Below are 13,981 nucleotides of genomic sequence, written 5' to 3' on the forward strand. Positions count from 1 at the left end.
TTGTCTGGCAGAGAGGCACCCCGTGACAACGACCGACGAGTTTCTTTCCCAACGCATGGAGGCACTTGCCACACAGCGCGGTCTTGCCGTGTGGCGGGCGGCCTCTGATGTCATCGAGGTGAGCGTCGATGGGCAACGTTTGTACTTTCGAGGTGCCATTGGGCCGGGAAACAGCCAGGCGAGCGCCCGTATCTGCGAGCGTCCCTTTGCTTTGCGCCGGGTGTTGCAACAGGCTGGGGTCGCCACAGTCCCCACTACGGAACTACCAGCGCGGGCGACCTCAACGGCCCGCCACTTTGTGCGGCGACTCGGTACGGATGCGCGGTTGAGGCTGGTCGACCACCCTAGCGTCGAGAAAGTGGTGGCCGGTGAAGAGTTCGACCGGAAATGGGGCGCTTTTGTTGATGCCGCGCCGCAGCAACAGCCACTCATTCGGCTAGAACCGGCTGACCTGGGCCGGCAATGCTGCCACACAGTCGCTTTCGGGCAGGTCATTGGATCGGGCCCGGATCTGGCGCGTGCTGCGGTCGCGGCGTTGCCAGGTATCGAGGTGGCCGATGTCCTCCTCGGCCACGGAGCACATGAGGACCCCTGGGTTATTGGGGTGGACCCCGGCTTGCGCCGTCTAGCCGACTCCGCAACCCCCGCACCACATCGCGATCACGTTCTGAATTCGATCCTTGCGGGCGAAATTGCCCGATTGTCGCGTCCAGAGGTGAGCCGGTGAATTCACCACGTCATAGGAAGCTACAGGGATGTCTTTGATCATCAATAACGCCACTGATATTTGCGAATCCACAAACGCTACGCCGCTGTCGGCTCTGCTCGAAGCTACGTGCCGTGCGCGCGATCTTCGGGTGGATCGGCTGCGGTCAAACCTCGTGTCTGTGGCAGTGGGAGAGCATCAGCTGATCTTTGCTGGCTGTAGTGGCCCTTCCACTAGCCGTGTCGCCATCACGCTGGGCAAGGACATCGCGTGGCTACGACGAACGTTGGAGATCAAGGGTGTACCGGTGCCGCTGACGGTGAAGATTCCCGAGAAGGCCAGGGCGGTAGCCCGTACCTACCTGGAGGACTTGGGCGAGCCGGCCCGGGCCTGGTGGATCGACCAGCCACAGACGTCGGTGACGCTCACTGTTGAGGACTTCAAGACGGGTTGGAAGGAACTGCTCGAACACCGCCCCGAGGACCCGAAGGCACAAATCGTGTTCGAGCCCGCCGATCTGGGGCCGACCGAACCGGTCACGGTGGTTTTCGGTTCCGTGGTCAACGCCAGCGGCGATCTCACGAACGACGAGCGAGATCTAGCCATGCGGACCGTCAGCATTATTCCTGGTGCCGAGGTCGCTGAGGTTCATCTCACCCGCCTCCCAAAGGCGGGCACTTTGGTGTCTCATGTCGACATCAAGTTGGATTCTTGGAACGTCACGCCATACCGCGAGGGCAGCGAAAAAATCATCACCGCCATAGTGGACGGCGAATTCTCTCGTATCAACTAAAGGAGCCAATGGGCAATAGAGAGTAGGGGCGATATACCTAGAAATGTCGGAAATTTCGCAAATTAGGATATTACTACGCAAAGCATTGATGGCCTTTTGGTAACTGACGCCTGCCTAGCACGCGATGTCTAATCGGATAAGATGGCAACCCCACCCTCTCCGTAGCGCCACCCACATGCCTTCGGAGTACTTCCGCTCTGGAGATGCATCTTGGCTTTCCCTTTGCGCCTGCCCAGGCACGAGATCCACATCCAAAAAACCACGATCGCCCGTCACACCGGTGTCAAGCCAAGCCACGATACGTTCTACCCGTCTACCGGGTACCTACTTCGCATTGATGGCACGCTACGTAGGCGGGACGTGACATCCTGGGGAGAATGGATCGTCCCAGAAGATCGTTCGGGTGAACTGTGGCCCCATCTGGAAACATTGGCAGCAACGCTGGTCGGAAAAACTCTTCCATTGCGGATATGGGCTAATTCCGGTTCTATTCCCGGAATTAGCGATCCTAATACAGGGCCTAATCCAGCATTGCCGGTACTTGAGTCGGCTTTGTTTAACACATTGCCCAAACAGCTCAAAAAGCGTGACCGTACCATCCCCCACTACAATAAGCAACGGGTCCGCCTACCTCGCGACATAGCTGAACTCACCTCACGATCTGCACAAAAGCGTTATTCAAAACTTCTTGCAAAACATAACGCAGAGCTGTTGCACATACGCCCACAAGGTGACATTAAAGTAGACGTTGCTCGCTTGCGGTTTGCCCTCGACACATCTGCCAGTGGAAAGACTCTGTGGTTCGAAGGTCGATACCTTGATGTATCTGACGCCGCGCAGCTCGTACAAACTGCTGTCGACCACATTGGCCCAGATACAGCCCGCATAGTGTTCTGCGACCTCGTACCAGGACACCAGGCGCTGTCCAAACTTCAAACGATCATCTCTGGAGAGCCCGGTACGTCGCACGATAAAGTCTCGATCGCTACCCGCAAAGATGTCAACTCATCCGAACAATTCAGCCGCATCCGAAGTGAACACCCAGACCTCTGCGTTATCGTTGATCCACTAAAGTGGCGCTCACTCGCTGAATTCACCACTGAGACCCGCCTCTGGAATTCACGGGGGAAGAACATTTTCCTGTGGGCAGAGGCTATTCCATTTGATTCAGAGAGCGCTAGACGAATAGAGAGTCAACTCCTGAGGGCTGCTACGAAGGTAGACGCGACCATATCTAGCACCCGTGCCAAGAGTTGGCCTCGTCTAGAAAAGGCCGGGGCCGTAGATCTAAAGACATTGGCCAAGTACGCCGATCGATTCCAGACATTCCCGGTGCCCCCAAGGCCTAACGCAGTGTCTCCGACGGAGTACCTCGAAGAGTTCGTTCCTGGCGGCAGCCAAACACTCAAATCGGTATCGCTGCGGGAGGCACGCGCGCTCCAAATGGGTCTATCGGTTCGTACCTACGATGCCGAGATGATGATGCTCGAACAGCCCGGCTACGCAGCGCGAGCCGGATTCTACAAACTCACCGATCAAACTGTGGGCCGATCCAACGTGACTCTCACCGGCGATAAAGGCATTACCCGGGACCAACTCCAGCTCCACGGACTGCCGATCGCCCGTGGCATGACCTTCGGCGTCAACGATAAAGACGCGATGCTTAAACAAGCCCCTGAGCTGGGGTACCCGCTCGTGGTCAAACCCTCCAATGGCTCGAAGGGCCAAGACATCACCACTGGTATCACTTCCGTGGACGAGCTCGGGCGTGCTTTTGATCTCGCCGCTGCGGGAGCAAAGGCCCGCAATGGGGTTGTGGTCGAACAACACATAGACGGAGACGACTACCGCCTCCTTACTCTTGATGGCATCGTCGTTTCGGTCCTGCGCCGCGAACCTGGCTCAACATACGGAGACGGTGTCAGCACTGTCCTTGAACTTGTCATCGCCGCCAACGCGGCCCGGCAACGCAATCCGCACTTGCGCGGACGCCTGGTGAAGATCGACGCCAATCTCGACCGTGTGCTCGCCAAGCAGGGCCTCAACCTACAGTCGGTTCCATCGTTTGACCAAGCCGTGACACTGGTGCAAGTGGCGAACATCAGTCAAGGTGGCAGTAGCACCGAGGTCTTGCATGAAACCCATTCCTCGGTGCTAGAGCTAGCGGGCCAGGCCGCCCGAGTCCTGGGAATGCCCCAGGCAGGTGTCGACATCCTCATGCCCGATCACCGTAGACCTGTGGACGAACAGCGTCTCACAATCACCGAGGTCAACAGCAACTCTGATCTCAATATGCATACCTTCCCCTGTTTTGGGAAGGCTGTGGAGATAAGCGAACCAGTCGTACGTAACGCGGCGCGCGGAGCAGGTATGCGGCCGACGGAGTTGCAACCAGACCCTGCGGTCCGCCTGACCATTTTCGGACACGTCCAAGGGGTCGGATTCCAGGCTTGGCTTAAGAACTGCGCGCGAGAGCTTGACTTGCGCGGATGGGCGGAGAATCGGGACTACGATACGGTCACCGTGCATCTAGAGGGCCCCATCAAACGGATTGTCCATCTGGCAGCAATGGCCCGCCGTGGCCCAGCCAAGGCGGTAGTCGCAGAGTTGCTGACTGAACCAGTGCCCAGCGAGGGCTTCACTGAGTTCACTGCACTTTGACCTGACGGTCCCTACGAATAGAGGCAGACGCCCATGTTTCCTCGACCAAACCAAATCCAAGGTCACAATGTCACCATCGCCCGATTTGTGAATGCTGCCGGACCACGCCGCTTTTTGCCCGTAACGCATCTCGTCACAGGCCTTTCTGGAAGGTTTGCAAGCCGCCCGATGGAATTTTGGGGCGAACACGTCGACGTTGAGGAGTTCAATGATGGGCACTGGGCCAATGCCAAGAAACTTGCCGCGGAGCTGGTCGGCAACGTGCTTCCTATTTCGTCATGTAGCCCATTCGCTTCGCAGTTGACGGGCAAATTCCCCACCTCGAACCAGGAGATCCGCATATGAGCATCACTAGTATCGCCGTGGCTATTGCCCAAGACACAAAGGCAAGACCATTGTCCGCGCTCTTGGAGGCAGCCTGCCGTGTAAGCGGAGTCGAGAGCCACCGGCTACGGCCCACGATGGTCGCGGTGACACGCGGAGACGATCAACTGATCTTCTCCGGCGGTAGCGGGCCATCCAACAGCCGTGTGGCCCATGCGGTAGTACGCGACCCGTCATGGTTGCATCGATTGCTGCGAGCCGATGGCATCCCATCGGTCGAGGCCCTCAAAGTTCCCATCCGAAGTGTCGACGCTGCCTACGATTTTCTCCAGCGGTTGGGGGAACCAGCCGAAGCATGGTTCCGAGGAGAACCCTCAAACAAGCGCATCGTTGACGCAGACTCAGTCAAGCGGGAATGGGATGCGATCAAAGCTCTTCAGCCCAAAACGAAACCGGCTGACATTATTCTTAGGCCGGCGAATCTTGGCGACCCAAAGCGGGCCACGGTAGCCTTCGGAACTGTCATTGCCAGTGATAAAGGCGTCAGCCACGAAGAAAAGGCTCTTGCGGTTCGCGCATTGGGTGCGTTGCCAGCTGCGGCGGTGGCAGAGGTGACGTATGTTCAACGCCCCGAAGAATCGTCGAGAATTGCCAGTATTGACCTGTCGTTGAACAACTGGGACGTACAGCCGTACCGAGAGCAAGCGGGAGCTATCGCGCTAGCATCCCTGGAGGGTGAGATAGAGGCGGGCTGACCAGTCAGTTGACAGCAGGCTACCGAATAAGAAGTGGCATTTAGTAAGCCAGCTAAAACGTTACGGTCTACCAAACGCCTCCGGATTTACAGTGGACCAAACCGAACTCAATGTAGCCAAGGCTAAGGCGGCCATCCTCGGTTTCCCGCTCGTTGTGAAGCCCGCCAACGGTCATCACGGCACGGAGTAACCACGAATATTGGCAAGCATCGAGCTCCTCGACGTTGCATTTCCAACGGCGAATGACAGTGGATTCGCACATGACGGTATTGTGGTCGAGCGCCACATCATCGGAGATGACTACGGTTTTCTGACCATCGCTGACAAGGTTCCCTCAGTAGTCCGACGTTAGCCCGCGTCGGTACACGGCAACGGGGTGAACGCCATCTTGGAACTGGTCATCGCTGAAAACGCGGGCCGACATCTCAATCCGCATCCCATGAATCGACTGGTGGCAGTAGACGACCGGCTCGTGAAGTTCCTTAAGAAGAGTGGACGGACCCTAGACACTGTCCCCGATTTGGACGAGGACGTTGAGATCTCACAGGTCAAAAGCGTGAGCCAAGGCGGCAGGAACGTTGAGGTCATTCGCGAGACCCACGTCTCCATCATCGAGCTGACCATGAAGGCTGGCGCTGCTCTGGGTGTAATTCGGGCCGGAATCGATATCATCGACATGAACTTGGCGAACTGGAATGTTCTGCCGTATCGGGAGCAGGCCGAGCAACTGGCCATCACCTCACTGGAGGGCGAACTAGCCCGCATCAACCGGTGACCGGGTCCCCACGAAACCGCCGAGACCACGAAACACATGAGGCAGTGAACTATCATCGTTGTTCACATGCCCAACAATGTCCACTCAGACGATAGGTACGACCACTTAGAGTGATGACCACCTGGACAACCAGGGTCGCAACTGGTAAAAACAGCATAAGAGTCTATTAGCAGTCGCGGGCTTTCCGGCTCGAAATCGACCGCTGAGGGTACATCTTCACCCATCTGGCGAGCCTTCAGCTGGCCCAGGTTCAACGGCGGCACTCGGTGATGTCGAAGCTCCGTCGACCTGTGGCGCTATAAGCGCGAACAGTCAGAACGCACTGCCTGCAAGCCATCGGTCGTCCACGATCCCCCCTTTCTCACCGAGCTTCACGGTGATCACGCCCCTCTAACTAAATCCGCCGGAACCCGGGACTGGTTGCGTCAGCCCCCGGTTTCGGGAACTGGACGACAAGAAAGGTCACCTGTGCTTTGGTTGCCACGAAGAGAGCTCCACGTCGACAAAGTCACCCTTCTGCGGCACGTCGGCGTTAAACCCTCCGCCCTGAACCTGCAACCCACCCGGGGATACCTAGTCGGTCTCCAAGGCCGGTTCCGCAACCAGCCGCTCACAACCTGGGGCGAATGGATCAAAGGACTCGACAACTCAGAGGAAGACTGGGACACTCTTCGCAAAATCGCCCAGACCCTACCTGGCACCTCCATCTCGTTGAAAAAATGGGCCGCTGACCGCGAAAATCGACTCCCCTGGACCACCTCACTCGACGGAGTCGCGAACCTAGCGGTCGAAAGCGCCCTGTTCAACGGCCTCTGGGACACAAATATGATGTACAGCCCGCTGGCGAACACCGGACGGCTGCGAGCCCGAGTGCTGAGCACCCGCATCAAAGTCCCCCACTCCCCCACCGCTTTGAAGTCACGCACCCAACGGGAGAAACTGGCCGACAAACTCGCCCATTGCAACGCGAAAGTCCTGTTCGTTCGCGGAGTCGGCGACGTCGAATTGGACCGACTGCGGCTACGTTTCGCAGCCCGCGCGGCCGCTAGCGTCGCCCGAGGCCTCACCGTATGGCTGGAGCCTGCCGGACACTACAGTGTGGCCGACGCCCACTATCTGGTGTTGAAATCGGTGCGACTGATCAACAAGCTTCAGGACGGCCCGCGCGTCGTCATCGACCAGCCCTTGGAACGCACTTCCTTGCGCGAACAGCTAAAACTGCAAGAGGCCGCCGACGAGCATTCTGGCCCCACCGGCCAAAAACTATTCATCGCCTCCAATGCCGCCTCGGTTGAGGAGGTTGCCCAGTTCCGCCGTCACGCGCCTACCGTGAGTCTCATCTTCGACCCCGACGAGTGGGGTTCACTAGCCGCGATGGTGCCCGCCGCCCGCATGTACAAAAAGCATTCCGACATGGCCGGAACAATTTGGCTGCGGTCCTCTCGCTTCGATGACGGCCGAGTGGCCGCGGCGGAAAACCTGCTGATGTCATCGGCACCGGGAATCGACTTTTGTCTGCAACCGGAACGCCGCAAGGACTGGCCCGCCCTACACATCGCGGGTCAACCAGAATCAGAACTGGACCTGGCGGAAGTAGCCCCACTCGTTGACGCCTTCGAGACATACCCCCAGCCAGTGAAGTTGACCGTCAGCAAGCCCAATGACTATGCCGAAGAGGTATTGCCGGGCCGCCGCATCGCCGCCATGAACGACGCCCGCCGCGAACGGGCCGCATTGCAGCTAGGATTCTCCACCCAGCGATTCCGTAAAAATAACCTCATCATCACCCATCCAGGCAGCGGCGAAACCATCTCCTATCAAGGGTTCTCGACCTCGGAGAGCGCGGCTGCGTTCGAGGAATTCGCCGATGAACGCACCGCCGTGGAATCTGTGGCCTCACAGGTGGGCTTGCAAGCGTGCGAGCCACACCAAAGTACGACGACGTTGTTCCGGGTCCTGTCGACGCCGCAGGAGGTGCTGTCGGTGATCCGCATTGACCGCCCGCAGGTGGTCGCCGACGGGCACAGCACCATCGCCGAGCTAGTTCTGGCCGTCAACGCGGCCCGCAGCCGCAACCCGTGCCTGCAAGCCAGCCCCATCCCCTTGGACGACACGGTCACGGCTTATTTGCGCGAACTAGACCTGCGGCTAGACTCGATTCCGCCCCAAGACACGGTCGTTCCCCTAGCGTCGACGGCGCGTATCAGCCACGGAGCGATCACCACTGAGGTGCTCGACGAATGCCACCACACGGTCGCGAAGGTGGCCAAGCGAGTTATGGCTACCCTGCGCATACCCTTGGGCAGCATCGACCTGCTACTCGACGACCACCGGAAGTCCCTTGAGGAGCAAGAGGCGGCGCTGATGGAGATCAACAGCGCGCCCAACCTGCTGTCCCACAACTATCCGATGTATGGCCCCTCCCGCGATCAGTATCTGGCCGAACTACGACACTTCATCGGCCGACGCGAACTCGCTCAACCACCGTCCCGAGACACAGTGGCAGTGCACGTCACCGTACGCGGATTGGTGCAAAAGGTTGGGTACCGGCGTTGGTTCGCATCCCGAGCCGAGGAGTTGGGTCTCAGTGGCTGGGTCACCAACCGTGACGACCCAACGCAAGTCCAGGCGCACCTCAGCGGACCAGTGGAGGCCGTGGCTAGTTTGACGCGGCTGGCCATCTACGGTTCACGAGCCTCCTACCCCAGCGAGGTCCTCACAGAGCCAATCGACCCTGCGGAAATCGACCTCAACGGGGCCCAGTTTGAGATACGGCAATAGAGCTCAATATAGGGAAGTACGCCGAGGAAAGTCGGCAATACAATGTGCCGGACGCACCATATGCGTCCGGCACATTTACGTCACGGTGAGTTTGGGAATTCTACGCAAACGTGTGAGTTCAAGGCCGCAGGAGGCGAAGTTTACGCACGCAAACGAGCCGACGAGAACGCCGAAAGCGCCTTTTGCCTCGGCCTCTAGGTAAAGAACTTGTTGGCCTCGTCGAGGTCCTCGGCGAAATCGACTTCGATGACCTGGTGCTGCGAAATGTCGACAGCCTCCATTTGCACCCCATCGCGTTCGATGGCCAACTCGATGCCACGTTCGAAATAGTCTTGGTCCTCGCACTCTTCGAGCCGCTTGGCCAGCAAAGTGCGGTCGGTGGAGGAAATATAGTTGATGCCGACAGCCTCTCCGAGCGCTCCTTCGGAGACGGTCTTGGACAGCTGATTGATAAAGCCCTCGCTGTCCAACGTGTACTTGACCTCTTCCTCGGCGACCGAGGATGTGTTCACGGCGACAAAAGAGCGGTCCATGGCGATGTGCGGGAGCAGCTGGTCGAGAACCATGTCATCGAAGACGACGTCACCGTTCATCCACAAAACTCCCCCCGGTCCAAGAATCGTGAGGGCTTTGAGGAGACTCTTACAAGTGTTGGTGTCGCCGTATGCCTGGTTGTAGATGAAACCAACGTCAGGCACTTCCTCCATGATCATCTCTTTTTTGAAGCCGACGACCAGGTGGATCGAGTGGCGGTTGAAGCGAGAAGTCAGCTGGCTCAGCGCCCGGTGCAGAATCGTCTGGCCGCTGGTCAAGGGAGTCAGCGGTTTCGGATGGGGTTTCCCAAGTCGGGAACCGACTCCGGCGGCGAGGATGACGATATTGGTCGACATAGAGCCGACGAGGGGACTCGAACCCCTAACCTACGGTTTACAAGACCGTTGCGCTGCCAATTGCGCCACGTCGGCGGGCTGTGTTCAGTTGTGAGACGCGAGGGCGCACCTCGGGTGCGTCATAGCCGCTCAAGGCCACTATCCGCAGGTCAAGCCCGCGCGACGCCACGTTAGTGTACCCGTTTGCCAACGGCCACATGCGGGCGGTGGGGGCCGCCTGTGGCGCGGCTAAAACCGGCTGGAGACGGCCCGCCGATCGCGCTTCTCCTAAGCTTTTCCACTGGATCGACCACCCTCGCGCCGGCACTACCGCTAGGCCGCTCAAGAGCCGGATCTCCCGGCTAAGGGATGTCGCGGTAGGCATATACGCGCGGCCCCGCCTCAGTGAAACAGGCAATGCGCGTGTCGCTATAGGCACAAGGGTGATAGGCCTCAATGGTGCCAAACGGCTGCCGCGACCCATCGACCCCCAGCCCGACAAACTGGCCTTCAAAGGGGCTGGAGCCAAACGATGATGAGCCTTGAAACGGACGACTCAACAGGCTGGCTCCGTCGACCGACCAGAACTGACCGTCGACGTTCGTCACCTCACGGAAGTCGCTGTCGACCACCCGGGTGCGAAAGCTATCGCTGGTGCCCTCGTGAAACTGCATCGCTAGGTGCGTACCGACGGGGAAGACGTGTTGTACATCGTGGTTTTCATCGGAAGTGTGGACGAACTTTTCCTCATTGACGTCGAAGACGCGGAAGCTGGCAGTGCCATCTTCGTTCTCCTCCCGCACACATACCCGCGCCGAACCGCACGCGGTGATGCCGGTGACTTCCCCGGCGAAGTCCCGCACTCGTTCCTGCGCCACCGGGTCTAGCGTTTCCAGGTCATAGACGTTCAGCGTGTAGTCGGCGTCGCCGGAGGCGACGAACAGGTGGTCCTCAAACGCGAAGTACACATCGTGCGGAGCCTCGACTCGCGCCGAGGTGATCTCCTCGCCGGAGTTGATGTCATTGATGTGGATCGTGCCGTCCTCGGTCAAGACCCAAAATCGCGGGTCGTCGACCTCAACGGGGTTGCGGGGCATCACTTCGGTGTCCCAAATGTTCACACCGCCATAGGAGTGATACCCCTTGTCCTCGTCTGGGTACACCCATTGGGCGGCGACGTTGCCGCGCGCATCGTGGGCGGTGAGTCCACTGTCGTCGCTATCGACCGAGACACGGTACTCACCAACGCGCAATGACTGCCCATAGTCACGACGCTGCCGAGTGATTTCCGAACCGTCTTCCAGGTCAACGAACATGGCGACATAGCCACCGGAAATGGCGTTGTCACGCACCAACACGTACAGGTCTTCCCCGGCCACTGTTTCGTTGACCCAGCCATCGCCGTCAAACTCCGAGGACCATTCCAGTTCCCCCGTGTCAACATTGAGCGCTTGCACATACAGTTTCGGACTGGTCACCAATGGATCGTACTCATCGTCCACGTAGGCAAAGATCGCCAAGTCGCCACGGATACGGATGTCGGAAAAGGAATTCAGCGCCAATTGTTCGGGGTCGGTTGCGTAGGGAACCTGGTTATTGCCCACCGCCACTAGGTCTTCGAAGGGGCGCTGATCGTAGCGCTCACCGGTAAACCAGACGATGATCAATGGAATCGCGATGGCCAGCACGGCTGCGACCGCGCCCAGAGCGAATAGTTTGCGCCGGTCCTTCTTTGGTTGACCCAGCGGCACCGTGTGGTCGTAGGGCGGCTGGCCATGTGGATACAACTGGATGCCTTGCGGACCAGACTGCATCTGTTGCGGAGGCAAGCCCTGTTGCGGGGAGGAGGAGACGGGAGCCATGGGTGAGGTCCCGCCGGCATAGGGCGCACCCGAATGCGGCGAACCACCAAAACCCAGCGGCGGGGTAGTCGTCGGGGGTGGAGCCGTGGGCGGGGCAACAGCCTTCAGCGCTCCCTCGGCGACCGGTATCTCCGGCTGTTCGAGCACGGTGGGCGCGACCCCGAGTTGCGCATGCAAGAGTTTCGCGACCAACGGCATCCGGCTGGAACCACCGACGAGAAAAATCCCGGCCAAGTTCTTCGCGTCCAGACCCGACTGGCCGATCACGCGTTCGGTTTCAGCCACCGCCCTAGCCAATAGCGGCTTAGACACCTCCTCGAGTTCCGCGCGCGTCAAATGCAACGACACGTCAAGACCGGGCACCGTCACCGGAGCCACCGACGTGCGCGACAGCATCTCCTTGGCCCCACGCGCGTCATCCCACAACGACCGCCGCAGACGCAACTCGACCGGGCTAGAAGGCTGGTTGAGTCGCCGCCACGCCACTTCGTCGTGACTGGCGATCGTAGTGCCAAGGTGTTCGACCAGGGCACCGTCGATGTCGAGGCCGCCCAGGTCGTCTAGGCCGCCATCGGCTTTGACCGTCAGGCTTCCGTCATTGAGACGGGCGACAACGGCGATATCGAGCGTGCCGCCGCCAAAGTCAAACACGGCCAGCGCCTGTCCGGCGGGGAGTTGGTTGTTCAGGGATGTCGTGTAGTAGGTCGCGGCGGCGACAGGTTCGGTGACGAGCTGAGGGGGCCGGTATCCGGCCTGTGCTGCGGCGTCGAGGAGCACCGAGCGGCGCTGTTCGCCCCAGGCGGCCGGGCAGGTGAGCACGGCATCGGGCAGGCCACCGACGGCTTCCACCGCGTGGCGAGCCACACGGCTGAGGATGGCGGCGAAGGCTGTCGCCACAGTGATTTCCCGGTCGCCCAGCAGCAGCGTGCCTTCGTCGATGCGCTGTTTGGGGTTGGGTTCGAAGCGGCTGGGGTCTGAGGTGGCAAGGCGATGGGCGTCTTTACCCACGTGAATGGTGCCCGCGTCGTCGAGATAGATCCCGGAGGGCAGCACGGGGGAGCCGTCGAACAGCAGTGGGCGGCTGCGGCCGTCCGGCCAGTGCACGATGGCAACGGTATGTGACGTGCCGAGGTCAACACTGAGCAGGTAACCGGAGCTCATGGGGGTGCGTTCTCCCAGCGTGGGCGGTCGGGTTTTTCATGGGCTGGCGAGTGGGTGCCTCTGAGGTGTCGAAAGATTGCCGCCCGTGGTTCCTCGGGCGGCGCTGGAGACATGGAGACTCGCCGCTCGCTCTACCCTAGGTTAATCGCCCTTTGCCTCCTGATCTCTGAGAGGGCGACCGAGGCGGCCACGGAGGCGTTGAGCGACTCGGTCTCCGAGGCGATCGGGATGCGCACCCGGAAGTCGACCGTCTCGCTGACCAGGCGGGACACACCTCGTCCTTCATCGCCGACGACCAGAAGGATCGGGTCGGACGCGACGGGAAGGTCGTATAGTTCGGTGTCTCCCTCACCGTCGAGAGCGACGGTCATGATGCCTGCTTGCTGGGCGTCTTTGACTGCGCGGGTCATGTTGACCACTCGGGCGATGGGGAGGCGGGCGGCAGCTCCGGCGGAGCTGCGCCAGGCCACGGCGGTCATTCCGGAGGCGCGGCGGGTGGGAATGGCGAGGCCGTGTCCACCGAACGCGGCGGTGGATCGGACGATCGCTCCCAGGTTGCGCGGGTCGGTGACGCCGTCGAGGGCGACCAGTAGCGCCGGCTCGGGGGCGGCGGTGGCTTCCTCGATGAGGTCGGGCAGCTCCAGGTATTCGAACGGTTCGACTTCCAGGCCTAGGCCCTGGTGCATCGCACCTTTGGTGCGGCGGTCGAGTTCGGCTCGCGGCACCTCTCGTACTTCAAGTCCCCGGTTGTGGGCGACGCGGACGGCTTCGGCGACCCGGTCGTCGGAGTCGATTCCTTCGGCGACGAATAGGGTCGCGGAGGGCACTGAGGCGCGCAGCGCCTCGACCACGGGGTTGCGACCAACGAGCAATTCCAGGGCATCGTGGCTGCGTTTGCGCCGGTCGTTGCGGGGTTTAGCTTTGCCGATGTGGCTGACGCGGCCCTCTTCGGCGGCTTTGCGGCGTTCCTTCTCCTGCTTCCATTGGGTTCGCTGCGGCTTGTCCTCACCGGTGTATGACTTGTGCCATGGCCGGTCTTCGGCTTTGAGGCTGCGGCCTTGCGGTTGCAGGCCTTTCTTCTGCCCGCCGGAGCCCTTCTTGCTGCCTGCTTTGGATTGTTTGCGCTTACCTGGACGCTCGGAGTTGCCCTTGGCCATAATCGTTTCCTGTCTGTGGTCCCGGCCGCCGGTGCGGCGGTGGACGCGAAGTGCTGTTGTGTCCGCATTGTCAACGCGGGGCAAGCAATGCCTGTGTTTTCGCCAACCCCGCGCGGCTGCACAGACCACGAGGCCGG

10 protein-coding genes and 1 tRNA gene are annotated in these 13,981 nt (G+C 60.2%); 7 read left to right on the top strand and 4 right to left on the bottom strand.

All coding sequences use genetic code 11. The features are described from left to right. The first annotated feature begins 22 nt into the window (after positions 1–22). The 7 genes from JQS30_RS13755 to JQS30_RS13785 all read left to right on the top strand — a co-directional run bounded on the left by JQS30_RS13755 (position 23) and on the right by JQS30_RS13785 (position 8,795). Complete coding sequence (locus tag JQS30_RS13755) at positions 23–727, top strand: hypothetical protein (RefSeq protein ID WP_213170816.1); 705 nt, start codon at positions 23–25, stop codon at positions 725–727. A gap of 28 nt (positions 728–755) precedes the next feature. Then, a complete protein-coding gene (locus JQS30_RS13760; RefSeq protein ID WP_213170817.1) occupies positions 756–1,499 on the top strand; it encodes a hypothetical protein in 744 nt (247 codons plus the stop codon). Positions 1,500–2,852: 1,353 nt separating this feature from the next. After that, entirely contained in the window at positions 2,853–4,160 is a 1,308-nt protein-coding gene (locus tag JQS30_RS13765) for an acylphosphatase (RefSeq protein WP_213170818.1), read from the top strand. A gap of 168 nt (positions 4,161–4,328) precedes the next feature. Next, a complete protein-coding gene (locus JQS30_RS13770; RefSeq protein WP_213170819.1) occupies positions 4,329–4,505 on the top strand; it encodes a hypothetical protein in 177 nt (58 codons plus the stop codon). Continuing rightward, complete coding sequence (locus JQS30_RS13775; RefSeq protein ID WP_213170820.1) at positions 4,502–5,239, top strand: hypothetical protein; 738 nt, start codon at positions 4,502–4,504, stop codon at positions 5,237–5,239. The genes JQS30_RS13770 and JQS30_RS13775 overlap by 4 nt, the downstream gene beginning before the upstream one ends. 376 nt (positions 5,240–5,615) lie before the next feature. Beyond that, complete coding sequence (locus JQS30_RS13780; RefSeq protein ID WP_213170821.1) at positions 5,616–6,014, top strand: hypothetical protein; 399 nt, start codon at positions 5,616–5,618, stop codon at positions 6,012–6,014. 477 nt (positions 6,015–6,491) lie between these two features. Next, entirely contained in the window at positions 6,492–8,795 is a 2,304-nt protein-coding gene (locus JQS30_RS13785) for an acylphosphatase (RefSeq protein WP_213170822.1), read from the top strand. A 194-nt stretch (positions 8,796–8,989) separates the two neighbouring features. Here JQS30_RS13785 and JQS30_RS13790 read toward each other — a convergent pair whose 3' ends face one another. The 4 genes from JQS30_RS13790 to rlmB form a co-directional block, all read right to left on the bottom strand. Then, entirely contained in the window at positions 8,990–9,685 is a 696-nt protein-coding gene (locus tag JQS30_RS13790) for a phosphocholine cytidylyltransferase family protein (protein WP_213170823.1), read from the bottom strand. Between the two features lie 2 nt (positions 9,686–9,687). After that, positions 9,688–9,760, bottom strand: a tRNA-Thr gene (locus tag JQS30_RS13795). Between the two features lie 266 nt (positions 9,761–10,026). Further along, positions 10,027–12,687: an Hsp70 family protein gene (locus JQS30_RS13800; protein ID WP_213170824.1), complete on the bottom strand. Its 2,661-nt coding sequence runs from the start codon at positions 12,685–12,687 to the stop codon at positions 10,027–10,029. Positions 12,688–12,818: 131 nt separating this feature from the next. Further along, on the bottom strand, positions 12,819–13,844 hold the full coding sequence (gene rlmB, locus JQS30_RS13805) for a 23S rRNA (guanosine(2251)-2'-O)-methyltransferase RlmB (RefSeq protein ID WP_213170825.1): 1,026 nt from the start codon (positions 13,842–13,844) through the stop codon (positions 12,819–12,821). Positions 13,845–13,981: the final 137 nt, after the last annotated feature.

Origin of the sequence: Natronoglycomyces albus (assembly GCF_016925535.1) — a bacterium.
Classification (GTDB): domain Bacteria; phylum Actinomycetota; class Actinomycetes; order Mycobacteriales; family Micromonosporaceae; genus Natronoglycomyces; species Natronoglycomyces albus.

Excerpts from the sequence above, each read along its gene's own strand:
- rlmB (WP_213170825.1), bottom strand. The coding sequence starts at position 13,844 with ATGGCCAAGGGCAACTCCGAGCGTCCAGGTAAGCGCAAACAATCCAAA.
- JQS30_RS13800 (WP_213170824.1), bottom strand. The coding sequence starts at position 12,687 with ATGAGCTCCGGTTACCTGCTCAGTGTTGACCTCGGCACGTCACATACC.
- JQS30_RS13760 (WP_213170817.1), top strand. The coding sequence starts at position 756 with ATGTCTTTGATCATCAATAACGCCACTGATATTTGCGAATCCACAAAC.
- JQS30_RS13790 (WP_213170823.1), bottom strand. The coding sequence starts at position 9,685 with ATGTCGACCAATATCGTCATCCTCGCCGCCGGAGTCGGTTCCCGACTT.
- JQS30_RS13770 (WP_213170819.1), top strand. The coding sequence starts at position 4,329 with ATGGAATTTTGGGGCGAACACGTCGACGTTGAGGAGTTCAATGATGGG.
- JQS30_RS13775 (WP_213170820.1), top strand. The coding sequence starts at position 4,502 with ATGAGCATCACTAGTATCGCCGTGGCTATTGCCCAAGACACAAAGGCA.